The organism is Stenotrophomonas lactitubi, from assembly GCF_002803515.1.
Lineage (GTDB): Bacteria > Pseudomonadota > Gammaproteobacteria > Xanthomonadales > Xanthomonadaceae > Stenotrophomonas > Stenotrophomonas lactitubi.
Genome location: NZ_PHQX01000001.1, coordinates 1,290,809 through 1,315,534 on the forward strand (window position 1 = coordinate 1,290,809; position 24,726 = coordinate 1,315,534).

The 24,726-nt window shown below is 65.8% G+C and carries 26 protein-coding genes and 1 pseudogene; 14 read left to right on the plus strand and 13 right to left on the minus strand.

Going from position 1 to position 24,726, the window contains the following annotated elements; all coding sequences use genetic code 11:
• Positions 1 to 31 precede the first annotated feature (31 nt).
• Positions 32 to 919, plus strand: a complete 888-nt coding sequence (locus tag CR156_RS06215; RefSeq protein ID WP_089240389.1) for an MBL fold metallo-hydrolase — start codon at positions 32 to 34, stop codon at positions 917 to 919.
• 328 nt (positions 920 to 1,247) lie between these two features.
• On the opposite strand, the gene CR156_RS06225 is transcribed toward CR156_RS06215, so the two are convergent.
• Entirely contained in the window at positions 1,248 to 1,541 is a 294-nt protein-coding gene (locus tag CR156_RS06225; protein WP_100552194.1) for a PsiF family protein, read from the minus strand.
• 118 nt (positions 1,542 to 1,659) lie between these two features.
• Positions 1,660 to 2,292 (minus strand): uracil phosphoribosyltransferase, encoded by a 633-nt coding sequence (gene upp, locus CR156_RS06230; protein WP_100552195.1) that lies wholly within the window; start codon positions 2,290 to 2,292, stop codon positions 1,660 to 1,662.
• A 153-nt stretch (positions 2,293 to 2,445) separates the two neighbouring features.
• Between upp and CR156_RS06235 the strand changes: the two genes are divergently transcribed.
• The 4 genes and pseudogenes from CR156_RS06235 to CR156_RS06250 form a co-directional block, all read left to right on the plus strand.
• Complete coding sequence (locus tag CR156_RS06235) at positions 2,446 to 4,998, plus strand: TonB-dependent receptor (RefSeq protein WP_100552196.1); 2,553 nt, start codon at positions 2,446 to 2,448, stop codon at positions 4,996 to 4,998.
• Positions 4,998 to 6,116: an NHL repeat-containing protein gene (locus tag CR156_RS06240; RefSeq protein ID WP_100552197.1), complete on the plus strand. Its 1,119-nt coding sequence runs from the start codon at positions 4,998 to 5,000 to the stop codon at positions 6,114 to 6,116. Before CR156_RS06235 ends, CR156_RS06240 begins: the two co-directional genes overlap by 1 nt.
• An 11-nt stretch (positions 6,117 to 6,127) precedes the next feature.
• Positions 6,128 to 7,477: a purple acid phosphatase family protein gene (locus tag CR156_RS06245; protein WP_100554084.1), complete on the plus strand. Its 1,350-nt coding sequence runs from the start codon at positions 6,128 to 6,130 to the stop codon at positions 7,475 to 7,477.
• A 10-nt stretch (positions 7,478 to 7,487) separates the two neighbouring features.
• Positions 7,488 to 7,622: pseudogene (locus CR156_RS06250) on the plus strand (inorganic diphosphatase); the annotation flags it as partial.
• Positions 7,623 to 7,716: 94 nt separating this feature from the next.
• Here the strand turns inward: CR156_RS06250 and CR156_RS23265 are convergent.
• The 4 genes from CR156_RS23265 to CR156_RS06255 form a co-directional block, all read right to left on the minus strand.
• A complete protein-coding gene (locus CR156_RS23265) occupies positions 7,717 to 7,839 on the minus strand; it encodes a hypothetical protein (RefSeq protein WP_279324071.1) in 123 nt (40 codons plus the stop codon).
• A 213-nt stretch (positions 7,840 to 8,052) separates the two neighbouring features.
• The gene (locus CR156_RS23270; protein WP_279324071.1) at positions 8,053 to 8,175 is read right to left on the minus strand and encodes a hypothetical protein; all 123 of its coding nucleotides are present in this window, start codon (positions 8,173 to 8,175) and stop codon (positions 8,053 to 8,055) included.
• 45 nt (positions 8,176 to 8,220) lie between these two features.
• Entirely contained in the window at positions 8,221 to 8,343 is a 123-nt protein-coding gene (locus tag CR156_RS23275; protein WP_279324072.1) for a hypothetical protein, read from the minus strand.
• A gap of 45 nt (positions 8,344 to 8,388) precedes the next feature.
• The gene (locus CR156_RS06255) at positions 8,389 to 8,970 is read right to left on the minus strand and encodes a hypothetical protein (RefSeq protein WP_100552198.1); all 582 of its coding nucleotides are present in this window, start codon (positions 8,968 to 8,970) and stop codon (positions 8,389 to 8,391) included.
• A 112-nt stretch (positions 8,971 to 9,082) separates the two neighbouring features.
• On the opposite strand from CR156_RS06255, the gene CR156_RS06260 reads away from it, so the two are divergent.
• Both CR156_RS06260 and CR156_RS06265 read left to right on the plus strand, forming a co-directional pair.
• Positions 9,083 to 10,498, plus strand: a complete 1,416-nt coding sequence (locus CR156_RS06260; protein ID WP_100554085.1) for a cryptochrome/photolyase family protein — start codon at positions 9,083 to 9,085, stop codon at positions 10,496 to 10,498.
• Positions 10,499 to 10,639: 141 nt separating this feature from the next.
• A complete protein-coding gene (locus CR156_RS06265) occupies positions 10,640 to 11,335 on the plus strand; it encodes an OmpA family protein (RefSeq protein ID WP_100464910.1) in 696 nt (231 codons plus the stop codon).
• Positions 11,336 to 11,553: 218 nt separating this feature from the next.
• Here CR156_RS06265 and CR156_RS06270 read toward each other — a convergent pair whose 3' ends face one another.
• A complete protein-coding gene (locus CR156_RS06270; RefSeq protein ID WP_025878839.1) occupies positions 11,554 to 12,585 on the minus strand; it encodes a LysR family transcriptional regulator in 1,032 nt (343 codons plus the stop codon).
• 147 nt (positions 12,586 to 12,732) lie between these two features.
• Between CR156_RS06270 and CR156_RS06275 the strand changes: the two genes are divergently transcribed.
• The 6 genes from CR156_RS06275 (at position 12,733) to CR156_RS06300 (ending at position 20,556) form a co-directional block, all read left to right on the plus strand.
• Complete coding sequence (locus CR156_RS06275; RefSeq protein WP_100552199.1) at positions 12,733 to 12,960, plus strand: hypothetical protein; 228 nt, start codon at positions 12,733 to 12,735, stop codon at positions 12,958 to 12,960.
• Positions 12,957 to 13,727, plus strand: coding sequence for an SDR family NAD(P)-dependent oxidoreductase (locus CR156_RS06280; protein ID WP_100552200.1), 771 nt, complete (start codon positions 12,957 to 12,959; stop codon positions 13,725 to 13,727). Before CR156_RS06275 ends, CR156_RS06280 begins: the two co-directional genes overlap by 4 nt.
• A gap of 91 nt (positions 13,728 to 13,818) precedes the next feature.
• Positions 13,819 to 15,042, plus strand: a complete 1,224-nt coding sequence (locus CR156_RS06285; RefSeq protein ID WP_100552201.1) for an efflux RND transporter periplasmic adaptor subunit — start codon at positions 13,819 to 13,821, stop codon at positions 15,040 to 15,042.
• Between the two features lie 127 nt (positions 15,043 to 15,169).
• Positions 15,170 to 18,340 carry an efflux RND transporter permease subunit gene (locus CR156_RS06290; protein ID WP_089240410.1) on the plus strand — a complete coding sequence of 1,057 codons (3,171 nt, stop codon included), beginning with the start codon at positions 15,170 to 15,172 and terminating at the stop codon, positions 18,338 to 18,340.
• A 63-nt stretch (positions 18,341 to 18,403) separates the two neighbouring features.
• Positions 18,404 to 19,141: an SDR family oxidoreductase gene (locus CR156_RS06295; RefSeq protein ID WP_089240412.1), complete on the plus strand. Its 738-nt coding sequence runs from the start codon at positions 18,404 to 18,406 to the stop codon at positions 19,139 to 19,141.
• The gene (locus tag CR156_RS06300) at positions 19,135 to 20,556 is read left to right on the plus strand and encodes an efflux transporter outer membrane subunit (RefSeq protein ID WP_025878845.1); all 1,422 of its coding nucleotides are present in this window, start codon (positions 19,135 to 19,137) and stop codon (positions 20,554 to 20,556) included. The genes CR156_RS06295 and CR156_RS06300 overlap by 7 nt, the downstream gene beginning before the upstream one ends.
• 42 nt (positions 20,557 to 20,598) lie before the next feature.
• On the opposite strand, the gene CR156_RS06305 is transcribed toward CR156_RS06300, so the two are convergent.
• Positions 20,599 to 20,976, minus strand: coding sequence for a VOC family protein (locus CR156_RS06305; protein ID WP_100552202.1), 378 nt, complete (start codon positions 20,974 to 20,976; stop codon positions 20,599 to 20,601).
• A gap of 139 nt (positions 20,977 to 21,115) precedes the next feature.
• Here CR156_RS06305 and CR156_RS06310 point away from each other — a divergent pair, with 139 nt between their 5' ends.
• Complete coding sequence (locus tag CR156_RS06310; RefSeq protein WP_100552203.1) at positions 21,116 to 21,379, plus strand: hypothetical protein; 264 nt, start codon at positions 21,116 to 21,118, stop codon at positions 21,377 to 21,379.
• Between the two features lie 18 nt (positions 21,380 to 21,397).
• Here CR156_RS06310 and CR156_RS06315 read toward each other — a convergent pair whose 3' ends face one another.
• From CR156_RS06315 to CR156_RS06335, 5 genes are all read right to left on the minus strand, one after another.
• Positions 21,398 to 22,252: an endonuclease/exonuclease/phosphatase family protein gene (locus CR156_RS06315; RefSeq protein ID WP_100552204.1), complete on the minus strand. Its 855-nt coding sequence runs from the start codon at positions 22,250 to 22,252 to the stop codon at positions 21,398 to 21,400.
• Between the two features lie 145 nt (positions 22,253 to 22,397).
• The gene (locus tag CR156_RS06320) at positions 22,398 to 22,637 is read right to left on the minus strand and encodes a hypothetical protein (RefSeq protein ID WP_223880184.1); all 240 of its coding nucleotides are present in this window, start codon (positions 22,635 to 22,637) and stop codon (positions 22,398 to 22,400) included.
• Between the two features lie 86 nt (positions 22,638 to 22,723).
• On the minus strand, positions 22,724 to 23,428 hold the full coding sequence (locus CR156_RS06325; protein WP_100552206.1) for a PA1136 family autoinducer-binding transcriptional regulator: 705 nt from the start codon (positions 23,426 to 23,428) through the stop codon (positions 22,724 to 22,726).
• 5 nt (positions 23,429 to 23,433) lie between these two features.
• A complete protein-coding gene (gene hchA / locus CR156_RS06330) occupies positions 23,434 to 24,306 on the minus strand; it encodes a glyoxalase III HchA (protein ID WP_100552207.1) in 873 nt (290 codons plus the stop codon).
• 170 nt (positions 24,307 to 24,476) lie between these two features.
• Positions 24,477 to 24,683 (minus strand): hypothetical protein, encoded by a 207-nt coding sequence (locus CR156_RS06335; protein WP_100552208.1) that lies wholly within the window; start codon positions 24,681 to 24,683, stop codon positions 24,477 to 24,479.
• Positions 24,684 to 24,726: the final 43 nt, after the last annotated feature.

Consider the following 24,726-nt stretch of genomic DNA (forward strand, 5'->3'; position numbering starts at 1 on the left):
TATTTAACGAGCGGCGGCCGATAATTGCGCCATGAAACTATGGTCGATCCGCGGTAATACCCAGCGCCTGGATGGCGGTGCGATGTTCGGCAACGCACCGCGTGCGTTGTGGGAAAAATGGGCAGCACCGGACGAGCTCAATCGCATTGAGCTGGCCTGTCGTGCGTTGTTGGCGAGCCCGCTTGAGGGCAAGACGGTGCTGTTCGAAACCGGCATCGGCGCGTTTTTTGATCCGCGCATGCGCGAGCGCTATGGCGTGCAGGAAAGCCAGCATGTGCTGATCGATTCACTGCGCGAAGCCGGTTTCGAGCACGAAGACATCGACGTGGTGGTGCTCAGCCATCTGCATTTCGACCATGCTGGCGGCCTGCTGGCCGCGTGGCGCGAAGGCCGTGAACCGGAACTGCTGTTCCCCAATGCGACGTACGTGGTCGGTGCGCAGCATTGGCAGCGCGCGTTGCAGCCGCACCCGCGCGATCGCGCCAGCTTCATTCCGGAACTGCCGGGCCTGCTGCAGGCCAGTGGGCGCCTGGAAGTGGTGGACGGTGAGTATTCGAAGGTGCTCGGCCACAGCGTGCGTTTCAGCTACAGCGACGGCCACACGCCGGGGCTGATGCTGGCCGAGATCGTGGGGCAGGGGCGCGCAGGCGCAGGGGCGCACGGCGGCGTGGTGTTCTGCGCCGATCTGATTCCCGGTCGTTCGTGGGTGCACGTGCCGATCACGATGGGCTACGACCGCAATGCCGAGCTGCTGATCGACGAGAAGCGGCAGTTCCTGGAGGACAAGCTGGCGCGCAACGTACATCTGTTCTTCACCCATGACCCGCAGGTGGCGCTGGCGCAGGTCGGGCGGGATGAGAAGGGGCGTTTCGTTACGCTGCATGAGCAGGGCGAGCTGAAGGCGCGGGCGTTGGGGTGAGGTTTGCCGGCAGGGCTGCGCCCTGCACCTGCCGAATCAACGGCAACGGCAACGGCAACGGCAACAGCAACAGCGGGCTATCCGTGGGGTGGCGGGGCGGTGTCGGATTGCGGGGACGCCGCAAGTACGTCCCTGTAGGCTTGGCAGCCGCATCCATGCGGCTGACACCCCGCAATCCGACACCGCCCCGCCGCTGACAGATTTTCGCGATCTGTCGGGGGTCGGATCCCGTTGCCGGGCAACGGGCTCTGACCCCATTCGACGGACAGATTCCAAATGACGGTCAGTAGATCCACGCCATGCGTGGATGGGCCTTTCTTCGCTGCTTTTACAATGCCTTGAGGCAGCTGCTCATGAAGGTCTTGCGGGCGTCGCCGGCGAGCTTTTTGGTGGCGGCGTCGGCATTGCACTTCTTCATGCGTTCCTGCGGCGTGGTGGGGGCTGCCGGGGCGGCTGCGTGCGAGCTCAGGCACGTGCTTTGCGCGGACTTGTAGGCGTCGCCCTTCAGTCCTTTGTTCTTGGCCGAACAGTCGGCCATGCGCTGCTGCTGCGGGGTGGCTGCGTTGGCGGCAAGCGGGAGGCTGAGCAGCAGGGCGGCGGCGAGCAGGAATGATGCTTTCATGGTGGCTCCAGGGCAGGGCGGGTGCGCGGAGCATTCGCCCGTCGCCGCAAAGCCGGCGTGAAGGTGCCTGGAGCAGGTGGAGCACTTCCTTTCGAAAGCGCTCCGACCCCGGTCGATCTCAGCCCACGCGGGTACCGAAGATGCGGTCGCCGGCATCACCCAGGCCCGGCAGGATGTAACCCTTTTCGTTGAGCTGCGCGTCGATCGCGGCGGTGTAGATCTCCACGTCCGGGTGCACGGCCGTCACCGCTTCGATGCCCTCCGGTGCGGCAACCAGGAAGATGCCCTTGATCCGGCGGGCACCGGCGCGCTTGAGCATGTCGATGGTGGCGATCAGGGTGCCGCCGGTGGCCAGCATCGGGTCGAGGATCAGCGCATCGCGCTCTTCCAGGCGGCCGGTCAGGCGCTCGAAGTAGGGCACCGGCTGCAGGGTTTCTTCATCGCGCTGCAGGCCGACCACGCTGACGCGGGCGGCCGGGATCAGCGACAGCACGCCGCTGAGCATGCCCAGGCCGGCGCGCAGGATCGGCACCACGGTGATCTTGGCGCCGGCGATGCGCTGCACGGTGACCGGGCCGGACCAGCCCGGCAGGGTGTGCGGCTCGGTTTCCAGGTCGGCGGTGGCCTCGTAGGCCAGCAGCGTGCCAAGTTCGTTGGCCAGTTCGCGGAAATCCTTGGTGCTGAGCGCGGCGTTGCGCATCAGGCCGATCTTGTGCTGCACCAGCGGGTGGCGCACTTCGACGATCTTCATGGGAGGGTCTGGCAGAAGGGGAGAACCCCATTTTAAGCGGAATGCGCGGTGCTGCCGAGCCGGGTCCGGCAGGCTAGGCTCCACCGGTGTCATGCCCATGCAACCTCGCGGACATACCGTGCTGACCCAATCTTTACACCGTTGGGGATAGCTGTGCAGAAGAAGAACACGTTGGGCCTGGCAATCAGCCTCTCACTGCTGGTGACGGCCAGCCCGTCGGTGCTGGCGGCCGAAACTGCTGCAGCGGCCGGCGGCGGCGCTGCGGCGACCGATCTGGACCGCATCGAAGTGCGTGCGCAGCTGGAATCGCAGGTACGCGCGGTTGACCTCAAGCGCAGCAGCGACGCCATCGAAGACGCCGTGTCCTCCGATGCGCTGGGGCAGTACCCGGACAAGAACGTGGCCGAGTCGCTGCAGCGCCTGCCGGGCATCAGCGTGACCCGCGACCAGGGCGAAGGCCGTTTCGTGGTGGTGCGTGGCCTGGATGCCAACCTCAACAGCGTCAGCGTCGACGGCATCGCTATCGGCACCCCGGAAGATTCCAGCCGTGCCGCGCCTCTGGATGTGATTCCGTCCGATTCGACCGAGCGCCTGCGCGTGGTCAAGTCGCCAACCCCGGACATGCCGGGCGACGCCATCGGCGGCGCGATCCTGGTTGAATCGGCCTCGGCCTTCGATCGTGACGGCCGCAGCCTGCGCGGCAAGATCGAAGCCAGCCACCAGCAGCTGTCCGGCGAAACCAGCCCGAAGGCCGCTTTCAACTACAGCGAAGTGTTCAATGACACCTTCGGCGTGGCGCTGGGCGTGAACTACCAGAAGCGCAAGTTCGAATCGGATAACACTGAAGTGGAGTACGACGGCGAAGACGATGCCGCGCCGGGCGACGTCACCGCGATCAACCTGCAGCACCGCAAGTATGAGATCGAGCGCAAGCGCATCGGCGCCAACCTCAACCTGGACTGGCGCCCGAACGAGGACAGCAAGTACTACCTGCGTGCGCTGTACAGCCAGTTCGATGATGCCGAAACCCGCCAGCGCGTGATCTTCAATTTCGACGACGCGAAAATGGTCAAGACCGGTACCGACCAGTACCGTCTGGATGGCATGCCGAAGGATTCCATCGACAAGCGCATGCGTTACCGCACCAAGGAAGAGAACACCTTCGCGGCCAGCCTGGGTGGCGAGAACAAGCTGACCAACGCCGTGGTTGATTACAAGGTTGGTTTCACCCGTACCGAAGAGCGGGTGAACGATGAAATGGAGGCGCGCTTCAAGCTCAACGGCAAGGCCTTCAACGGCACGCTGGACCAGAGCAGCCGCCTGCCCAGCTACAGCTTCGACAATGCGCAGTGGCTGGACAACGCGAACTACGCGTTCGATCGCATCGTGCTTTCGCCCAAGCAGGTGAACGACAAGGAACACAGCGCGCAGGTCAACGTGCGCTTCGACGGCGACAACAGCAGCATCAAGTTCGGCCTGCTGGGGCGCTGGCGCGACCGCGACGTCAACGTCGACGAAAGCGAGCTGCGCGTCGGCCCGAAGATTGCCTTGTCCAGCTGGACCACAGGCTCGCCCGATCACCGCCACGGCACCCTGGGTGACGGCATGGATTCGGATGCCATGCGCGCGTACTGGGCGGCCAACGGCGGCCAGTTCAGCGCCCGTCCGCAGGACGTCGGTGCCAATGCGATGACCTCGCTGGAAGAGGACTACACCGCCAGCGAAGACATCTTCGCCAGCTACGCCATGGGCACCTGGGATGTCGGTGCGCTGCGCATCATCGGCGGCGTGCGCGTGGAGAACACCCGCTTCAAGGCCGAGGGCAACCAGGTCGATGTGGCTGCCAACGGCCGCAGCTACACCGTGACCCCGCGCGTTGCCAACAGCAGCTACACCAACGTGCTGCCGGGCCTGCACCTGCGCTACGACGCGGCCGATGACTGGGTGCTGCGTGCCTCGGCCAACAAGACTGTTTCGCGCCCGTCCTTCGGCGATATCTCGCCGCGCGTCGGCTACAGCCGTGGTGACGAGGAAGTGCGCCTGGGTAACCCGGAGCTGGACCCGTACGAGTCGAAGAACATCGATCTGTCGGTGGAGAAGTACCTCGGCAGCACCGGCATCGTCTCGCTCGGTCTGTTCCACAAGTCCATCGACGGTTACATCGTCGAGACGGTACGCACCAACGATCCGGCGTACGGCGGTTTCGACGTGACCCAGCCGATCAACGGCCGCAAGGCGACGGTGCGTGGTGCGGAGCTGAACTGGCAGCAGCAGCTGGCCTTCCTGCCCGCCGGCCTGGACGGCCTGCTGGTGGGCGCCAGCGGCACCTGGCTGGACACCGAATTCGACGCGGGCATCGAGGATCGCGCCGGAGAGGACTTCACCTTGCCGCGCGCCTCCAAGCACGTGTACAGCGCACACATCGGCTATGAAAAGTACGGCCTCAGCACGCGCCTTGCGGCGGTGTACCGCAGCGAGTATCTGGACACCATCGGCAAGGGCCGTGCATTCGATATCTACGTGGCACCCAACACCCAGCTCGACTTCTCGCTGGACTACAAGTTCAACGCGAACGTGAGCCTGTACTTCGAAGCGCAGAACCTGCTGGACAAGCCGTTGGAGCTGTACCAGGGCACGCGCTCGCGCACCCTGCAGCTGGAAGAGTATGGCCGTACCTACGCCGTAGGCCTGAAGGTGGCGCTGTGATGGTGCGCGGCATGACCCTGATGGCCGCCTCGCTGGCCGCCGTTCTTGCCGCCGGCTGCACGCCGGCAGCGGACAAGGCGCCGGCCGTGGCTGCAGCGACGGGCGCTGTGGCACCCGTCGAGCGCAAGGTGGCGACCATCGCCGAGGCGTTCCTGACCCCGATGACCCCAGCCGACAACATCGATTCACCGGCTTCCTGGCAGGCACCGGATGGCAAGACCTGGCTGATCGCCACGGCCAAGGCCACCGACAAGCTGGTGGTCTACGACGGCAGCAATGGCCAGCACCTGCGTGATGTCGGCAGCACCGGCACCGGCCTGGGCCAGTTCGATCGTCCCAATGGCATCGCAGTGACCGATGACCTGCTGTGGATCGTCGAGCGCGACAACCATCGCGTGCAGGTGCTGTCACTGCCGGACTTCGCTCCGTTGGCCACCTTCGGTGCCGACGACCTGCGCAAGCCCTACGGCCTGTGGGTGGACCGCCGCGCCGATGGCTACAGCGTCTACGTCACCGACTCCTGGGACAACGGCGAGGACGCACAGGGCAAGGACATCCTGCCGCCGCTGGCCGAGCTGGACAAGCGCGTGCGCCAGTACCACGTGACCCGTGACGGTACCAAGGTCCAGGCAACGCTGTCGGCCAGCATCGGCGATACCAGCGAAGCCGGCGCGCTGCGCGTGGTCGAATCGATCTGGGGCGATCCGGCCAATGATCGCCTGTTGATCGCCGAAGAGGACGAAAGCTACTCCAGCGAATTCAAGGTCTACACCCTGGCGGGGCGCTTTACCGGCACCACCTTCGGTCGCGACGTGTTCAAGGCGCAGGCCGAGGGCGTGATGCTGCGCACCTGCGGCAAGGACGGCTGGTGGATCACCACCGAGCAGGGCAAGCAGCGCAGCGTGTTCCATCTGTTCGACCGCCATACGCTGAAGCCGGTGGGCGCGTTCCAGGGCAATACCGTGGCCAACACCGATGGCATCTGGATGATGCAGCAGCCGACGCCGCGGTTCCCGCACGGCGCCCTGTACGCGGTGCACGATGACCAGGGCGTGGTGGCCTTCGACTGGGAGAGCATTGCCAAGCAGCTGGCTCTGCCGCTGGAGTGCGGTTCGTGAGCGCGCGTTTGATGCGTGTGCTTGCGGTCGGCCTGCTGTTGGCATTGCCATCGGTGGCGATGGCGGCAGCCGAGCCCAACACCCAGGTGCCGTCGGGCAGCCGTTACTACGCAGCCGCATCGGTGCCGGACCGCATCGTCGCCTCTCCGTCGGTCGACCCCAGCCACGGTTTCGCGGTGGCCTGGCGCACCGATGGCAGCGTGCAGTCGCCGCTGCTGGAAATCGCACTGGCCGACGATTCGCCGGCCATCGAGGGCATCCGCCAGGTGCGCGCGAAGACCCAGGTGCTGCAGACCGAGAACGGCCTGTCGCATCATCATCGTGCCGACATCGATGGCCTGCAGCCGGACACCCTGTACGTCTATCGCGTACAGGGCAATGGCAGCTGGAGCGCGTGGAACCAGCTGCGCACGCTGGCCGCTGCCGACCAGCCGCTGACCCTGCTGTATTTCGGCGATACCCAGAACAAGAACGTGAGCCATGTCAGCCGCGTGGTGCGGGCTGCACAGAAGGCTGCACCGGATGCGCGGATCAGCCTTTTTGCCGGTGACCTGGTCAGTGGTGGCGACAACATGGACGACAGCGAATGGGGCGAGTGGTTCGCCGCCACCAGCTGGCTGGCGCAGGAGACGCTGGTGGCGCCGGCGATCGGCAACCACGAGTATTTCGAGGAATTCGAGGATACCCCGCAGGAGCGCCGCGTGCTGGGCCGTCATTGGCCGGTGACCTTCGCCCTGCCGGGCAACGGTGCCAATGCAGCGGCGGGTACCAGCTACTGGTTCGATGCGCAGGGTGTGCGCGTGGCCGTGGTCGATGGCACTTCGGCGCTGGATCTCGGCACCGCCAAGGCGCAGGCGCAGTGGCTGGACAAGGTGCTGGCCGGCAACCGGCAGCCGTGGACCATCGTGCTGCTGCACCAGCCGTTCTATTCGCCGCGTGAGGGCCGCGAAAATGCAGCCCTGCGCAAGGTGCTGCTGCCGGTGGTGCGACGCCACAAGGTGGATCTGGTGCTGCAGGGGCATGACCACACTTACGGCCGTCGCGGTGAAGGGCAGGCGGCAACGCCGCAGTACGTGGTGACCGTAGCCGGGCCGAAGCAGTACCGGCTGTCGGACGAAGCACGCAGGACGATGGAACCTGTAGGCGAGGACACCCAGCTGTTCCAGGTGTTGCGCATCGACCCGCAGCATCTGCGCTACGAAGCGCGCACGGTCACCGGACGCCTGTACGACGCCTTCGAGTTGAAGCGCGATGATAGTGGCAGCAAGCAACGGGTGGAGTTGCAGGAGGGGCGGATTGCTCCGCGTGACTGCGCGCGCGCCCAGACCGCCAAGGGTCGCACCGATCGCTGCTGGGAGTGAGGACAGACCGATGAGCACGCGCCCGCGCATGGTTCCGATAGCCGCCATTGCCGTTGCCTTGCTGCTGATGGGCAGCGCGGTGGCCGCAGCAGACTCGGTGCTGCACCCGTTCCTGACCGCACTGCTGAAGCAGGCGCCGCAGGAAAGAGAGACGGGCGGGTGATCAGGGAAGGCATGAAGTAGATCCACGCCACGCGGGGATTGAATCTTCCCGCACACCATCCACGCACGGGGTGGATCTACTGCATCGCGTCCAGGAACAGTTCTGCCTCGTCCGTGCCGCCCAGCAGCGCTGAAGCAGGCACCGCTGGAAAGAGAGACGGGCGGGTGATCAGGGAAGGCATGAAGTAGATCCACGCCATGCGTGGATTGAATCTTGCCGTACACCATCCACGCATGGCGTGGATCTACCGCATCGCGTCCAGGAACAGTTCTGCCTTGTCCGTGCCGCTCAGCACTGCTGAAGCAGGCGCCGCTGGAAAGAGAAACGGGCGGGTGATCAGGGAAGGCATGAAGTAGATCCACGCCACGCGTGGATTGAACCTTCCCGCACACCATCCACGCATGGCGTGGATCTACTGCATCGCGTCCAGGAACAGTTCTGCCTCGTCCGTGCCGCCCAGCAGCGCCGAAGCAGGCACCGCTGGAAAGAGAGACGGGCGGGTGATCAGGGAAGGCATGAAGTAGATCCACGCCATGCGTGGATTGAACCTTCCCGTGCACCATCCACGCACGGCGTGGCTCTACTGCATCGCGTCCAGGAACAGTTCTGCTTCGTCCGTGCCGCCCAGCAGCGCTGAAGCAGGCGCCGCTGGAAAGAAAGACGGGTGGGTGATCAGGGAAGGCATGAAGTAGATCCACGCCATGCGTGGATTGAATCTTGCCGTACACCATCCACGCATGGCGTGGATCTACTGCATCGCGTCCAGGAACAGTTCTGCTTCATCCGTGCCGCCCAGCACTGCAGCGACAGCGCGCAGTGCCGCTTCGCGATGTTCGGGACGGATCCCGCCATCATCGTCATCGCTGTACAGATCCTCATCGGCCTCGAGGTAAACGCTGCCGGCTGCCGCCAGTGCGGCCATCAAGGTCGGTACGTCGGCGACGAACTCGTCGGCGTTCCAGTGGCCCGTGCCATGACGGGCGAACAACACGCGGCCATCGTTGATGTCGAGGATGAGAGGATCGGCGCCACGGTCGGCGATCACCAGCCAGTGTGCTGGCCAGTCGCTGATCGGTTCGCCATCGATGCCGTTCCAGCGGTAGCCCGCCTGATACGCCCACAGGCGCTGCAACGGCGGCAGCCACACCTCTAGCCCCGGAACGGTGATGCCGCCGGGGCCTTTGGCAGGATTGAACACCTCACCGAACGGGCCGACGCGTACATAGAACGCGGCCAGATCGCTGGGCAGCGGGAACGGCCCTTGCCACGCGTCGGCGGATTGCGGTTGCAGAGGGCCGAAGCGGGCAAACGTGGCGCGAAGATCATCCATGACGAGGGCAGGGCGGAGGCGGAAGAGCACGCAGCCTAGCAGAGCCGGTCGCACGCATCGCCTTCACCGCCACTGGCTATCATGGCTGCCCAGCAACAGAGAGGCAGTGCACGTGTCGGTAGCGTTGGTATGGTTCCGTCGGGACCTGCGGTTGCAGGACAATCCGGCGCTGCAGGCGGCGCTGGACGCGGGCCACGATGTGGTGCCGGTCTATATCCACGCCCCGCACGAAGAGGGCGACTGGGCGCCGGGCGCCGCGTCGAACGCATGGCGCCACCGCTCGCTGGCGGCGCTGGATGCCGACCTGCGTGCACGCGGCTCCTCGCTGGTGCTGCGTGCCGGCGACAGCCTGCCGACCCTGCAGGCGCTGATTGATCAGACCGGCGCCGAGGCGGTGTACTGGAACCGCAAGTACGAACCGGCGACACAACCGCGCGATGCCGCCATCAAACGCACGCTGCGCGAGCAGGGCATCGACGCGCAGAGCTGCAACGGCAGCCTGTTGTTCGAGCCCTGGGACATCGCCACCCAGCAAGGGCAGCCCTACAAGGTATTCACTCCGTACTGGCGCAACGTGCTCAGCCATTGGCGATTGCCGGCCCTGCAGGAGGCGCCGCGCACGTTGACCGCACACACGGTTGAAGGCCTGGCGCTGGACGCGTTGCAGCTGGCGCCGCCATTGCAGTGGGATTCCGGCTTCTGGGAACACTGGCAGCCGGGTGAGGCCGGCGCGCTTGAGGCGCTGTCCGTGTTCGAGGATGGTGCGCTGCGCGGCTATCGTGAGCAGCGCGATCTGCCGGACCGGGTCGGTACTTCGCGGCTGTCGCCGCACCTGCATTTCGGCGAGATCGCTCCTTGGCGCATTGCCCACGCGCTGGAGGGCCTGCGCAGCGCTGGCACCGATGCCGACATCGACGGCTACCTGCGCCAGCTCGGCTGGCGTGATTTCGCCTACCACCTGCTGCACCACTTCCCGAAGACGCCCACGGACAATCTCAACCCGCGTTTCGACCGTTTCCCCTGGGCCAACCCCAGTGCCGCCCAGCTGCACGACTGGCAGCGCGGCAACACCGGTGTGCCCATCGTTGATGCTGGCCTGCGCGAGCTCTGGCAGACCGGCTACATGCACAACCGGGTGCGGATGATCGTCGCCAGCTACCTGTGCAAGCACCTGCGTGCGCATTGGCTGCACGGCGCGCACTGGTTCTGGGACACGCTGGTGGATGCGGACCTGGCCAACAACACGATGGGGTGGCAGTGGGTGGCCGGCACCGGCGCCGATGCGGCTCCCTATTTCCGGGTGTTCAATCCAGTCACCCAGGCCGAGAAGTTCGATCCACAGGCGCGCTACATCAGCCGCTGGGTGCCGGAGCTGGCGGAGCTGCCGGTAAAGGCGCGGTTCGCTCCCTGGCAGCACCCGCAGCTGTTGGCCGAACGCGCGCCCGGGTATCCGCGCACGCCGCTGGTGGACCTGGCGGCAGGTCGGGACGCGGCACTGGCTGCTTACCGCCAGTCGGCGGCGGGGTAAAGCGCTGGCTGAGCGGTCCAGACAGCTAGCTGAACACGTCCCTGTCGGCCGGTGCGATCATCATGCCGACATCGCGTCCGGCTGTTTATCCTCGTTGCCGCCCGCAAGCCGCCGGCCCGACCGGAAACCAAGGAGAACACCATGATCCGCAATACCACCCGCAACGTCGCACTGGCCCTGATGAGTGCGGCCGTCCTGTCGGCCTGCGCCACCGGCGGCTCCTACGTGCAGAGTGATCCGTACGGCAACCCGACCGAGCAGCAGAACCGCACCGGCCGTAATGCCCTGATCGGTACCGCCATCGGCGTGGCCGCGGGCCTGCTGACCGGCGACAGCGCCACCGAGCGTCGCCAGCACGCGCTGATCGGCGCGGGTATTGGTGCACTCAGCGGCGCCGCCGTGGGTCAGTACCAGGATCGCCAGGAGCGCGCGCTGCGCGAGCGCACCGCCAACACCGGCATCGATGTGCAGCGTCAGGGCGACAACATCACGCTGAACCTGCCGGACGGCATCACCTTCGACTTCGGCAAGTCGGCACTGAAGCCGCAGTTCTACGGCTCGCTCAATGGCGTTGCCGGCACCCTGCGCGACTACAACCAGACCATGATCGAAGTGGTCGGCCACACCGACAGCATCGGCAGCGACGCGGTCAACAACCGCCTGTCCAAGGAGCGTGCTGATTCGGTGGCGCAGTACCTGATCGGTCAGGGCGTGCAGAGCGTGCGCATCGAGACCCTGGGCGCCGGCAAGTCCTATCCGATTGCCGACAACAGCACCGATGCCGGCCGTGCCAAGAACCGCCGTGTCGAGATTCGAGTGATTCCCCTCAAACAATAATGCCTAGCGTTGTTGCTTGAGCCGGTCAGGCCATCGGCCGGAACGAAAATGCCGCCCTTGAAGGCGGCATTTTTGTGGGTGCCGGTCTTGCCCGGCACGCCGATAGCGCATGTGGAGAGCCGTGCCGACCGAGGTCGGCACCTACCAGGATGGGCAGGTAGACCCATGCCGACCAAGGTCGGCGACTACCAGGAGATTGCGGGCGGTATTGTTGGGGATTACGCCGCCGACGCAGCCACCTTCTCCAGAATCCGCTTGCCGCTGCTCGCCAGCGCTGCCTCTTCCTGTTCCTGCTGCTGCCGCGCCAGCTTCGCACCGGGGCACTGCGCCAGCATGTAGTTGGCGTCGAAGTTGAGCTTCTCCACCAGGAAATCGACGAACGCGCGCACCTTCGGCGAGACCAGGCGGCCACCGGCGAACACCGCATTGAAATCCACTTCCGGCCCGGTCCAGCCGGCCAGCACGCGGCGCACCATGCCCGACTCGACGAACGGCTTGGCCATCACGTCGCCGGTCAGCAGCAGGCCTTCGCCACACACCAGTGCGCCATTCAACGCAGACATGTCGTTGGCCGTCATCAGCGGCGTTACCGGGAAGTCGCGCAGTTCGCCACCGTTCTCGCCCAGCTGCCAGGTAAAGCGTGGCGAATTGCCCGTGTGGTACGGCTTGCGCATGGCCAGGATGCGGTGGAACTGCAGCTCTTCCGGATGCAGCGGCTCGCCGTAGCGCTCGATGTAGGCCGGGCTGGCGAACACCTGCGTGCGCAGGCTGCCAAGCTTGCGCGCCACCAGGTTGGAATCGGGCAGGGCACCCACGCGCAGGGCGAGATCGGCCTCGCCGGCGATCAGGTCCAGCTTCTCGTTGCCCATGTGCATGTCCAGGCGGATCTCCGGGTACTGCGCATGGAACTGGCCCAGCAGCGGCGCGATCCAGGTGATGCCGATCGAATAGGGCACGGTGAAGCGCAACCAGCCGCGTGGGCCGGACTGCAGCTGGCTGACCGCGCTTTCGGCTTCTTCAAGCTCGCGCGCGATGCGCTGGCAATGCTCGTGATAGATCGAGCCGGCCTCGGTGAGGCCGAGGCGGCGCGTGGTCCGGTGCAGCAGGCGCGCACCGAGGCGCGTTTCCAGTTCCTGCACCTTGCGGCTGACCGTGGTCTTGGGCAGGCCGAGCGATTTGGCAGCCGCGATGAAGCTGCCTTGCTCGACCACTTTGACGAAGATCAGCGTCTCGTTGAGATCGTGGGACATGGTCAGGAATCCTGGACGTCGGGGATGGGGCAATCGTGACAGAACGATTGGACCGGGGACGGGATGATTATTCCCCTTAATCAGGACTAATCAAGTAGGGGTTTGAGGTCTATCGTGGCGCCATTCGCTAATTGGAGCCCGTCCGCCATGAGCCTGCGCAACATTCTTGCCCGCTTCCGGATCGCCGGCCAGAACGCCCTGGACCTGGCGATGACCGTCGAATCCCGCCCTAGTTCCTTGGTACACAAGGACTTTCGTGAGTTTACCGCACCCATGCGTCAGCAGCGTGGCGGTGCCTTGCGCCTTGCTTCGCAGAAGGGTGACCGACTGCGTCGAATCGGGACTATCCCGGATTTGGGAGGAAATGTCCCGTGAATGGGATTCTGACCCCCGAAGTCCTGGTTCTCGGCGGCACCGGTGCCGTCGGCCAGGGTGTGGTCGGCGCCCTGCTGGAGGCCGGCAGCCCCGTGCTGGTGGTCGGTCGCGATCCGCGCCGCCTGGCGGCATTGCACGAGCAGTTCGCCGATGAGCCGGGCCTGCAGACGATGCTGGGTTCGCTCAGCGATGACAGCTCTGCGCGTGTGGTGGCCGAACGCGTGGCGCAGCGTCCGCGTCCGCTTGCGGCAGTGATCGCGGCAATGGGGGGGCCGTACAACCGCGGTCGTGTGGTCGAGCGCGGCGGTGACGCACTGGCGGCGGCATTGCAGGCTGACCTGATGCCGCATGTGCACGCGGTGCGGCATCTGTTGCCGCTGCTGCAGGACAACGTGCACGCCCGTCGCTACGTGATGATCGGCAGCCCGGCCGGGCTGAAGCCCTGGGCCGGTTATGGCGAGACCTCGATCACCACGGCCGCGCTGCGCATGTATGCGCAGGTGGTGCACCAGGAAGCGCAGGCCGTGGGCGTTCGCGCGCAGATGCTGGAAGTGTGCAGCCCGGTATGCACCCCGGCCAACGCCGCCAACGCCTGCATCGAATGGCCCAGTTCGCTGCTGGTCGGTCGCCGCGTGGTGTCCCTGCTCGATGGTTGCCGCGACAACCGCGCGATCGTCCGTTGCGACAGCAGTGATGCCGAACTGCCGCGCGGGCTGCTGCACCTGGAAATACCGCCGCTGTGGCGCGACACCGCAGGCGTTGCTTGACCTCAGCCTTGGTTGAGGTCGCAGGATACGCCGCCAAAAGTTGATAGCAATTCTCAAATAGCTGTACCACCCCTCCGTACGGATGCATGCCATGACTTCCCCCAACACCACTCCACATCGTTTCCGTCATCGCCTGGCGATGGCTGGCGTGTCGATCCTCGCTGCCGCCGTTCTGGCTGCCTGCAGCGGTGGCCATGCCGAAGAAGCTGGCGCATCGCCCCCGCCGCAGGTCTCAGCTGCCCCCGTACTGCTCAAGCAGGTCAGCCAGTGGGACGAATTCAGCGGTCGTGTCGAGGCCGTGCAGAGCGTCGAGCTGCGCCCGCGCGTGTCCGGCTACATCGACAAGGTCAACTACGTTGAAGGCGAAGAAGTGAAGAAGGGCGCCGTCCTGTTCACCATCGATGCCCGCAGCTACCAGGCCGAGTACGATCGCGCCAACGCCGAACTGGCCCGTGCGCGCACCCAGGCGGTGCTTGCCCGCAGTGAGTCCGAGCGTGCCAAGCGCCTGGCCGAGCAGCAGGCGATCTCCACCGAGACGGCTGAACAGCGTCGCGCAGCCGCCGACCAGTCCGGTGCGGCAGTGCAGGCTGCGCAGGCCGCGCTGGATGCAGCCCGCCTCAACCTTGAGTTCACCAAGGTGCGTGCGCCGATCGACGGCCGTGCCGGTCGCGCGATGGTCACCGCCGGCAACCTGGTCACCGCCGGCGACAGTGCCAGCGTGCTGACCACGCTGGTCTCGCTGGATACGGTGTTCGTCTATTTCGATGCCGACGAAAGCACCTTCCTGCGGTACGCGCAGATGGCACGCAAGGGCGAGCGCCCGAGCGAGCGCGACAGCGAGCTGCCGGTGAAGGTCGGCCTGTCCGGTGAAGATGGCTACCCGCACACGGGCAAGGTCGACTTCCTCGACAACCAGGTGACCCGCAGCACCGGCACCATCCGCGTCCGCGCGCTGCTGGACAACGCCGATCGCCAGTTCACCCCGGGCCTGTTCGCCCGCGTGCAGCTGCTCGGCAGCGGCCAGTTCCAGGCGATGCTGATCGACGACAAGGCCGTGCTGACCGACCAGGACCGCAAGTACGTCTACGTGGTCGACAAGGATGGCAAGGCCCAGCGCCGCGACATCCAGCTTGGCCGCACCGCCGAAGGCCTGCGCATTGTCGAGAAGGGTCTGGCCGCCGGTGACAAGGTGATCATCGATGGCGTGCAGAAGGTCTTCATGCCCGGTATGCCGGTGCAGGCGAAGGCGGTGGCGATGCAGCCCACCGCTGCGCCGGCGCCGGGTCGCGATGCAACTGCCGCACTGAACCACTGATCCGCCGGCTCCTGATCCGCGTCCCCGCTTAGCTGCCGGTGCCAGCGGCAGACGTCACTGCCTTCACCAGATTGGTGAGGGGCAGGGCGGCTGTTGCCCGCCGACGGCCTTTTCCAGGAATTCTTCCATGGACTTTTCCCGTTTCTTCATCGACAGGCCGATCTTCGCGGCGGTGCTGTCGATCGTGATCTTCGCCGCCGGCCTGATCTCGATTCCGATGCTGCCCATCGGCGAGTACCCCGAAGTGGTGCCGCCGTCGGTCGTGGTGCGTACCGTGTATCCCGGCGCCAACCCCAAGGTGATCGCCGAAACCGTGGCCACCCCGCTGGAGGAGGCCATCAACGGCGTTGAGGGCATGATCTACCTCAAGTCGGTGGCCGGCTCTGACGGCGTGCTGCAGATGACCATCACCTTCCGCCCGGGCACCGACCCGGACGAAGCGGCGGTGAAGGTGCAGAACCGTGTCGCCCAGGCCCAGGCGCGACTGCCCGAGGACGTACGCCGGCAAGGCGTGACCACCCAGAAGCAGTCGCCCACCTTCCTGATGGTGGTGCACCTGACCTCCCCCAACGGCAAGTACGACACCCTGTACCTGCGCAACTATGCCCGCCTGCACGTCAAGGACGCGCTGGCACGTATCCAGGGCGTGGGCGACGCGCAGATCTTCGGTGGTGGTGACTACGCCATGCGCGCCTGGCTGGACCCGGACAAGGTTGCCTCGCGCGGCCTGACCGCCAGCGACGTGGTGCGCGCCATGCGCGAGCAGAACGTGCAGGTCTCGGCCGGCCAGCTCGGCGCCGAGCCGATGCCCAACAGCCAGTTCCTGACCCTGATCAACGCCCAGGGCCGCCTGCGCAGCGAGCAGGAGTTCGGCGACATCGTGCTCAAGAGCGGCGCCGACGGTGAAGTGGTGCGGCTGTCGGACGTGGCCCGGGTCGAACTGGGTGCCGGCGACTACACGCTGCGCTCGCAGCTGGACGGCAAGAACGCGGTGGGTATCGGCATCTTCCAGGCCCCCGGCGCCAACGCGCTGGAGATCCGCGATGCGGTGATGGCCAGCATGGACGAGATGCAGAAGACCATGCCTGCCGACGTGAAGTACGAGGCGGTGTATGACACCACCATCTTCGTGCGTGACTCGATCAAGGCCGTGGTCTCCACCCTGCTGGAAGCCATCGCGCTGGTGGTGCTGGTGGTGATCCTGTTCCTGCAGACCTGGCGTGCCTCGATCATCCCGCTCATCGCGGTGCCGGTGTCGATCGTCGGTACGTTCGGCGCGCTGTACCTGCTGGGCTTCTCGATCAACACGCTGAGCCTGTTCGGCCTGGTGCTGGCGATCGGCATCGTGGTCGATGACGCGATCGTGGTGGTGGAAAACGTTGAACGCAACATCGAAGAAGGCCTGACCCCGCTGGCCGCTGCGCATCAGGCGATGCGCGAAGTGTCCGGGCCGATCATCGCCATCGCGCTGGTGCTGTGTGCGGTGTTCGTGCCGATGGCGTTCCTGTCGGGCGTCACCGGTCAGTTCTACAAGCAGTTCGCGGTCACCATCGCCATTTCCACGGTGATCTCGGCGATCAACTCGCTGACCCTGTCGCCGGCCCTGGCTGCCCGCCTGCTGAAGCCGCATGGCGCGCCGAAGGATGCCCCGACCCGCATCATCGACCGTCTGTTCGGCTGGGTGTTCCGTCCGTTCAACCGCTTCTTCAAGTCCAGCTCGGAAAAGTACGAGCGTGGCGTGTCGAAGATCCTCGGTCGTCGTGGCGCGGTGTTCGTGGTGTACGCGGTGCTGCTGGTGGGTACCGGCTTCATCTTCAAGCTGGTGCCGCCGGGTTTCATTCCGACCCAGGACAAGCTGTACCTGATCGCGGGTGTGAAGCTGCCGGAGGGCTCGTCGATCGCGCGTACCGATGAAATGCTGCGCAAGGTCGCCAAGATCGCCCAGGAAACCGACGGTGTGGCGCACACCATCTCGTTCCCGGGCCTGAATGCCCTGCAGTTCACCAACACCCCCAACACCGGTGTCGCGTTCATTCCGCTCAAGCCGTTCAGCGAGCGCCATGGCCGCACCGCCGCGCAGATCAATGCGGAGATCAACCAGAAGATCGCCGGCCTGCAGGAAGGGTTTGCCTTCGCCATGATGCCGCCGCCGATCCTTGGCCTCGGTAACGGCAACGGCTACCAGATGTTCATCCAGGACCGTGGCAACCTCGGCTATGGCGCGTTGCAGAACGCGGTGCAGTCGATGCAGGGTGCGGTTGCGCAGACCCCGGGCATGGCCTTCCCGATCACCAGCTACCAGGCCAACGTGCCGCAGCTGGATGCCGAGGTGGATCGTGTCAAGGCCAAGGCGCAGGGCGTACAGCTGACCGAGTTGTTCGACACGCTGCAGACCTATCTGGGTTCGGCCTACGTCAACGACTTCAACCAGTTCGGGCGTACCTGGCAGGTGATCGCACAGGCAGATGGCCAGTTCCGTGACAGCGTCGAGGACATCGGCAAGCTGCGGACCCGCAACGATCGTGGCGAGATGGTGCCGATCGGCTCGATGGTCACCGTCAAGGAAACCTACGGTCCGGACCCGGTGCTGCGCTTCAACGGCTACCCGGCCGCTGACCTGGCCGGTGAAGCCGACCCGCGTGTGCTGTCCTCGGCCGAAGCGATGAACAACCTCACCGCCATCGCCGCCAAGGTGCTGCCGGTCGGCATGGCCACCGAATGGACCGACCTGAGCTACCAGCAGGCGACCCAGGGCAAGGCTGCCTTCATCGTGTTCCCGGTGGCGATCATGCTGGCGTTCCTGGTGCTGGCCGCGCTGTACGAAAGCTGGTCGCTGCCGTTGGCGGTGATCCTGATCGTGCCGATGACCCTGCTGTCCGCGCTGTTCGGCGTGTGGATGACCGGCGGCGACAACAACGTGTTCGTGCAGGTCGGCCTGGTGGTGCTGATGGGCCTGGCGTGCAAGAACGCGATCCTGATCGTCGAGTTCGCCAGAGAGCTGGAGATGGGCGGCAAGGGCATCGTCGAAGCGGCACTGGAAGCCTGCCGCCTGCGTCTGCGCCCGATCGTGATGACCTCCATCGCCTTCATCGCCGGCACCGTGCCGCTGGTGCTGTCGCATGGTGCTGGCGCCGAAGTGCGCTCGGTGACCGGTATCACCGTGTTCGCCGGCATGCTGGGCGTCACCCTGTTCGGCCTGTTCCTGACCCCGGTGTTCTACGTGGCACTGCGCAAGTTCGTCACCCGCAACGGTGGTGGCCAGCTGGTGCAGCACGGCGAGCCGACCATCCACCACTGACATGGAAAACAGCGGCGCCGGCAACCACCGGCGCCCGCTTCCCCCTACCAAGGCAATGAATCCATGAACACCCATCAGAACAAGATCGCGCTGGTCACCGGCGCAACCCGCGGCATCGGCCTGGAAACCGTGCGCCAGCTGGCGCAGGCCGGCGTGCACACGCTGCTGGCCGGGCGCAAGCGCGAGACCGCCGTCGAACTGGCACTGAAGCTGCAGGCCGAGGGCTTGCCGGTGGAGGCGCTGCAGCTGGACGTCAATGATGGCGCCAGCATCGCCGAGGCGGTCGAGCAGGTGCGCCAGCGCCATGGCCGTCTGGACATCCTGGTCAACAACGCCGGCATCATGATCGAGAACCCCGCACAGCTGCCGTCGGAGCAGTCGCTGGATACCTGGCGTCGCACCTTCGACACCAACGTGTACGCGCTGGTGGCGGTGACCCAGGCCTTCCTGCCGCTGATCAAGCAGGCCAAGTCCGGCCGCATCGTCAACGTCTCCAGCATGCTCGGCTCGCAGACGCTGCATGCCGATCCGACCTCGGGCATCTACGACTTCAAGATCCCGGCGTACAACGCGTCCAAGGCCGCAGTGAACAGCTGGACCCTGGCCCTGGCCCATGAGCTTCGCAGCACGCCGATCAAGGTCAACACCGTGCACCCCGGCTACGTGAAAACCGATATGAACGGTGGCAACGGCGAGATCGAAATCGCCGAGGGCGCACGCTCCAGCGTGCAGATGTCGCTGATCGGCGAATCCGGCGCCAGCGGCAGCTTCACCTACCTGGGCGAGGTGCTGCCATGGTGATCCGCACCCTGGCGATGGCCGTCTCCAGCCTGGTGCTGGCGGGCTGTGTCAGCGTCGGCCCCAATTACAAAGCACCGGTGCAGGAGCCCGTCGTCCTGCAGGGCGCGCAGCAGCCGGTCTTCAGCACCACCTCACCGGTGGCCAGCTGGTGGGCGCAGTTCGATGATCCGGTGCTTGAAGAACTGGTGCATGGCGCGCTGTCGGACAACCTGGACCTGCGCGTGGCTGTCGCCCGTGTCAGCCAGGCCCGTGCAGTGTTCGTCGAGAGCCGCTTCGACCAGGCGCCACACGTTACCGCTGGCGGCAGCTACGATCGCCGCAAGCAACCCGATCCGCAGCTGGGTGGGCAGCGGGTGTTCAGTGAAAGCTACCAGCTCGGCTTCGATGCGGGCTGGGAGCTGGATCTGTTCGGCCGCAAGCGCCGTGCTGCAGAGGCGGCGCGTGCCGACCTGGACGCCGAGCAGGCCAACCTCGCCGACGCACAGGTGCTGATCGCTGCCGAAGTGGCACGCAACTACTTCGAGTTGCGTGGCACCCAGAAGCGCATCGCGGTGGCCCAGCGCACCCTGGTCAACCTGCGCGATACGCAGCGGCTGACCGAGGCGCGTTGGGAACTGGGTGCCGGCAGCGAGCTGGACGTGCAGAGCAGCCGCGCACGGTTGAAGGCCATCGAGGCCGACATCCCGCTGCTGGAAGTGGCCGAGACGCAGTCGCGCAACCGGCTTGCCGTCCTGCTTGGGCAGCGCCCGGAAGTGCTGACGGCCATGCTTGCGCCGCACGAAGTACCGGCGTTTGCCAAGGCATTGCCGCTGGGCGATACCCGCGAACTGCTGCGTCAGCGTGCCGACGTGCGGGTCGCCGAGCGTCGCCTGGCTGCCGCCACCGCACGTGTCGGCGTTGCCACCGCCGATCTGTTCCCGCGGCTGTCGCTGTCTGGTTTCGTCGGCTTCCTCGGTGGCGATGCCAGTGGTCTGGTCAACGGCAACAACAAGGCCTGGTCGCTGACTCCGTCGCTGAGCTGGGCGGCATTCGACTTCGGTACGGTCAAGGCACGCCTGCGTGCCAGCAAGGCCGAGGCCGAGGGCGTAGCCGCGCAGTACGAACAGGCGGTGCTGCTGGCGCTGGAAGACACCGAAAACGCGTTGACCCGCTATTCCAAGCAGCAGGCGCGGCTGGCCATCGTGGTCGAGCAGGCGCAGGCGGCGCGACGTGCCGAATCGCTGGCGCAGATCCGCTACCGCGAGGGCTCGGAAGACTTCCTGACCCTGCTTGACGCGCAGCGCACGCAACTGGTGGCCGACGATGCACTGGCGGCCGCCGAATCGGAGGTCAACGTCAGCGTGGTGGGCGTGTACAAGGCACTCGGTGGCTGGGGCCAGTCACCACAGGCGCCGAGCGTCGCCCAGGCGCGCTGATCGGCAGGGGACGGGAGCATCTGCTTCCGTCCCCTTTTTTCGCTATGGCCAGAGGTTGGCCGGGGCATCGTGGTCGCGCATGCGCACGATGCAGAAACGATGGCCGGTGGGCGCTTCCATCACCCACCAGCGTTTGACGAAACCGACCCGGCGCGCACCGAGTTTTTCCAGCCGTTCGGCTTCGGCGTCGATGTCGTCGCTTTCGATATCCAGATGCACCCGCGACGGGTGATCGACCCGCTGCACCTCTACGTTCAAGCCTGCCGGCGCACCTGTCAGGTCGGCGTACTCTGCGTCGCCTTCGCCACGGGCGGGCTCAGCCTGCAGGCCCAGCGCTGCGGCCCAGAAGCGGGCGCTGTCTGCGGCAGGCGTGTCCTGGCAATCGATGATGAATCCGGCCAGTCGGCTGCGATGGGTCATGTGCCGTCTCTGCTCACTGAGGGTGCCGGCAGGGTAGCGCGTGCGCCGCCGCGCGCGTTGTCGCGGTCATGACGTTTCTGACTCTGCCGGAACTGCGGCCCACCGTGTAACTAGTGGGGAAACCAAGGGAGGACGGGACATGAGCGAACAGAAGCAATCGACCCAACGGACGCTGCTGGGCGATCCCGGCCTGCCGGGGGCCGGCCTGTCGGTGGCCGTGGTGATGCTGCTGGTACTGGCGGCAATGGCTGCGGTGATCGGCTTCCTGCGCCTGCCCGATTCAATGCTGGGTATTGGCCTTGTCGGCATTGCGGTGTTCCTCGCCGTCGGCGCACGCATCTGCCAGGCGCGCGACCAGCACCAGGCGCTGTACCGCCTGCTGGGCAAGCGACCCCCGCCGTAGCGAGGGTCGCTGCAGTGCTCAGTGCTTCGGCCAGTCCAATTCAACGACCAGCGGGAAGTGGTCGGAGGGCAGCACGCCGTCGATGCGGCGGTCGTCAGTCAGGAAGCTGCGTGCGTGGAAGCCGCGTACCAGCACCCAGTCCAGCTGCGAAGTCGCCGTGCCGGTGAAGTCGTGGAAGGTCAGGCGCGGACCCTGCGGTGTTTTGACCTGGGGCCGGGTGTCCTGAAGCACGCGAGTGAAGGCTTGGTAGGTGCCGCCGCCGGGCTCGCTGTTGAAATCACCGGTCAGCACCACCGGCAGATCGGAAGGCAGCGCGGCCACGCGCGTGGCGATCAGTTCTGCACCCTTGATCCGTCGCGGTTCGTCCTCGTCGCGGTAGGGCAGGTGGGTGTTCATGAAGTAAAAGCGACGGCCATCATCCAGGCGGCGGAACACTGCCCAGGTGACCATGCGCGGGAACAGGTTGCCCCAGCTGATGCTGCCTGCGACCCCGGGTGTATCGGACAGCCAGAAGTTGCCGGATTCTTCCACCGCCAGCACCTTGCTGTCGTAGAACACGCCCATGTGTTCGTCGCCACTTCCACCGCGCCGGCCTTCGCCGAACCAGCGATAGTCGGGCAGGTGCTCGGCCAGGTAGTTGGCCTGCTCCAGCACCAGTTCCTGGGTGCCTATCACCGCCGGGTGCGCCTGCTGGATCACCTTGACCATGGCATCGCGGCGGTCTTGCCAGCGCTTGCCAGGGTCGGTGTCGGCGGGGGTGCGTACGTTGAAGGACATCACCTTCAACGGGGCGGGCGAGGCTGCCCAGGTGACGGCGGGCAGAGCAAGGACCAGCAGTGCGCAGAGCGCGGATCTGCGGAAACGTGACAGCATCGTGGAATCCCTCCATTCCGTGAAAACGATTTCACGGAGGATGCCACGGAAAGAGAGGGTGGAGGTATGCCGGAGCGGGCGATTTCCGTGCGCCCGCCCCGGCGTGACCGTCGGCTGCAGCAACGTTGCCGTTAGGGTTCGTTGCTCAGATCAGGTAGGGATTGCCGTACTCGTCGATCCAGTATTCAGAAACGAAGACGCTGCCCGTTTCATCGACGAAGGTCACCGTGCAGTGCTGGTGGATGCGGTAGCGCTCCACTTCCACCGGTACGCATTCGGTGGTGCTGCCGGGTGGCGATGGCACACCGGCGACGGCACTTCCGGCCGATGCCATGCTGCCAATCGCCAACATCAATGCGGCCATCGAGGCCAGTTGCAGTTTCATCAGCATCATCCTTGCTTCTGCAATCGCGCACATGCGCCTGGCCTGTTTAGCATGCGACCGCAGCAGCCGGAAGTGTCGCGCCTCGTTCAGTCGCCGATCTCACCGCGCCGGCTGGCCGCGCGCACTGCCTGCGCCGTGGTCGCCACGCCCAGCCGCTGGCGTGCCCTGCGCAGGTGGTTTTCCACCGTGCGTGTGGACAGCCCCAGGGTGGCAGCAATATCGGCCTGGCGACGACCGGCCGCAACCCAGCGCAGGACCTCACGCTCGCGCGCGCTGAGTGTGCCGGCAGGCACAACCGCCGGGGCGACAGAGAGCCGATGCGCCGCACGGAAGGCGGCGGTGCCGATCAGCTCCAGCAGCAACCGTGCCGATGGAGATGCGTCGATCGTGCGCCCGCCCCAGCTGACCGCCCCTTCCAGGCCGGTTGCACCGAACACCGGCACCTGCAGGCCGTGCAGTCCTTCGCCCCGCGGTTGCCGCACGACCCGGTAGCGCTCGCCGCGCACGCCTTGCTGCTTGCTCCAGAAGAAGGGCGCATCGCTGTCCAGCACATGGCGATTGACCGGGCACGCATGCAGGTAGTGCGCCACGTCAGTGCTGGCACCCTCACCGAACCAGTCGCCATCGATCCAGTACAGGCGCTGCGCGCCGCGTTCCAGATCGGTGCCGGTGGCGAACATCAACGTGCGGTCATAGCCCAGTGGCGCGCCGGTGCTGCGCAGCAACGCGCCGATCGCCGCCAACGAAGGTGCGCGTTCCAGCACCAGCAATGACTGCACGGTGGTGTCCATGCCGGTCAGCGCGTTGCCAACGCATCCAGCAGGGTGCGTGCGGCCAGCTTGCCCAGCGCATTGCCCGCCAGCGGGCTGTCGCCGGTCAACAGCAGGCGGTCCTGCATCACGCTGCCATCGATGCCTTCGTTGACGATCTGCACGCCCTGCTGGGCCAGGCGTTCACCGAAGAACCACGGCAGTTGACCAGGCATGTAGCCGATATCCGGTGTCTGCCGGTCCATCGCATCGGGGAACGCGCAGATCCGATGGCCGCGGAACAATGAGCCGCCATCGGCTTCATCCACGCCGGCCGCCAGCAGCGCGGCAGGGCCGTGGCAGAGGGTGATGATGTGGCGCTGATTGTCCATCGCCCACTGCAGGGTGGCCTTCACTGCGCGACTTTCCGGCAGGCCGATCAACGCACCGTGACCACCGGGAATGAACACTGCGGCATAGTCCGAACCGGCGTCGAGCGCGGCCGCTACGTCGTCCAGACGCAGGGGCTGGCGGAGGCGGGGCTCGTAGCGTTCGTACAGGCCACCGATCTCGCGGTCCTCGCGCGGGAACGCCCACCATTCAAACTTCACCGGATTGCCCGACAGCGTTGCCACGTCGATCTCGAAACCGGCCTTGTGCAGGTGATACATCGGCAGCAGCGTCTCCACCGGATGGTTGCCGGTCGAGAACAGATGGCCGTTGGCGGTCGGCAGATAACGTTCGTCGGCGGCGATCATCAGCACCTTCCAGCGTCCGTCACGGCGGGCATCGGGATAGTCCGCGCCGGACAGATCGGTGGTTGCCGAAGTGAACTGGGACAGCGAGTACGGCGACGGGAAAAACGCATCGCGCTCGGCCGGATCGGGGCTGGGCTGGCGGCTGGGCTCTGACGTGTTCATGTGGACCTCCTGCGGAAGAGAGTGGCCAGCTTAGCCAGAGCGATGCGCAGGAACGATGAGGGTTTTCCCTCAATAGGGCCGCCAGTTGGCAGATGCCAGTCCCATCAGCGTGGGACTGGCGGTGCCGATCCGTCGTTTCACCGGGATACTGGATCGACCGGAGTGCGCAGTCAGTAGGGTGTGTTACATCCGCTGGAATTTTTCAGGCACCGGGATAGTGCGCCGTAACACCAGATCTCGCTTTTGCCTTGCGACAGGCAGATCTGGTAACCGCGGTAGCACTCATCGCAGGGGGTCGGCTCGGCCGCGACAGCGTTCAATCCGAACACCAGCGCCACGGCACCGATAGCAACAGACAGCCTGAACATCCTCTTCATGCGTGTTCTCCGTTGTAGCCCGAATGGGCAGCTGCAACGCTAC

Coding starts and splice junctions, on each gene's coding strand:
- CR156_RS06215 (WP_089240389.1), top strand. CDS start 32: ATGAAACTATGGTCGATCCGCGGTAATACCCAGCGCCTGGATGGCGGT.
- CR156_RS06295 (WP_089240412.1), top strand. CDS start 18,404: ATGAACACCCATCAGAACAAGATCGCGCTGGTCACCGGCGCAACCCGC.
- CR156_RS23275 (WP_279324072.1), bottom strand. CDS start 8,343: ATGGCGTGGATCTACTTCATGCCTTCCCTGATCACCCACCCGTCTTTC.
- CR156_RS06305 (WP_100552202.1), bottom strand. CDS start 20,976: ATGACCCATCGCAGCCGACTGGCCGGATTCATCATCGATTGCCAGGAC.
- CR156_RS06285 (WP_100552201.1), top strand. CDS start 13,819: ATGACTTCCCCCAACACCACTCCACATCGTTTCCGTCATCGCCTGGCG.
- CR156_RS06275 (WP_100552199.1), top strand. CDS start 12,733: ATGAGCCTGCGCAACATTCTTGCCCGCTTCCGGATCGCCGGCCAGAAC.
- CR156_RS06310 (WP_100552203.1), top strand. CDS start 21,116: ATGAGCGAACAGAAGCAATCGACCCAACGGACGCTGCTGGGCGATCCC.
- upp (WP_100552195.1), bottom strand. CDS start 2,292: ATGAAGATCGTCGAAGTGCGCCACCCGCTGGTGCAGCACAAGATCGGC.
- CR156_RS06290 (WP_089240410.1), top strand. CDS start 15,170: ATGGACTTTTCCCGTTTCTTCATCGACAGGCCGATCTTCGCGGCGGTG.
- CR156_RS06300 (WP_025878845.1), top strand. CDS start 19,135: ATGGTGATCCGCACCCTGGCGATGGCCGTCTCCAGCCTGGTGCTGGCG.
- CR156_RS06225 (WP_100552194.1), bottom strand. CDS start 1,541: ATGAAAGCATCATTCCTGCTCGCCGCCGCCCTGCTGCTCAGCCTCCCG.
- CR156_RS06270 (WP_025878839.1), bottom strand. CDS start 12,585: ATGTCCCACGATCTCAACGAGACGCTGATCTTCGTCAAAGTGGTCGAG.
- CR156_RS23265 (WP_279324071.1), bottom strand. CDS start 7,839: ATGGCGTGGATCTACTTCATGCCTTCCCTGATCACCCGCCCGTCTCTC.
- CR156_RS06255 (WP_100552198.1), bottom strand. CDS start 8,970: ATGGATGATCTTCGCGCCACGTTTGCCCGCTTCGGCCCTCTGCAACCG.
- CR156_RS06245 (WP_100554084.1), top strand. CDS start 6,128: ATGCGTGTGCTTGCGGTCGGCCTGCTGTTGGCATTGCCATCGGTGGCG.
- CR156_RS23270 (WP_279324071.1), bottom strand. CDS start 8,175: ATGGCGTGGATCTACTTCATGCCTTCCCTGATCACCCGCCCGTCTCTC.
- CR156_RS06335 (WP_100552208.1), bottom strand. CDS start 24,683: ATGAAGAGGATGTTCAGGCTGTCTGTTGCTATCGGTGCCGTGGCGCTG.
- CR156_RS06315 (WP_100552204.1), bottom strand. CDS start 22,252: ATGCTGTCACGTTTCCGCAGATCCGCGCTCTGCGCACTGCTGGTCCTT.
- hchA (WP_100552207.1), bottom strand. CDS start 24,306: ATGAACACGTCAGAGCCCAGCCGCCAGCCCAGCCCCGATCCGGCCGAG.
- CR156_RS06320 (WP_223880184.1), bottom strand. CDS start 22,637: ATGAAACTGCAACTGGCCTCGATGGCCGCATTGATGTTGGCGATTGGC.
- CR156_RS06265 (WP_100464910.1), top strand. CDS start 10,640: ATGATCCGCAATACCACCCGCAACGTCGCACTGGCCCTGATGAGTGCG.
- CR156_RS06325 (WP_100552206.1), bottom strand. CDS start 23,428: ATGGACACCACCGTGCAGTCATTGCTGGTGCTGGAACGCGCACCTTCG.
- CR156_RS06240 (WP_100552197.1), top strand. CDS start 4,998: ATGGTGCGCGGCATGACCCTGATGGCCGCCTCGCTGGCCGCCGTTCTT.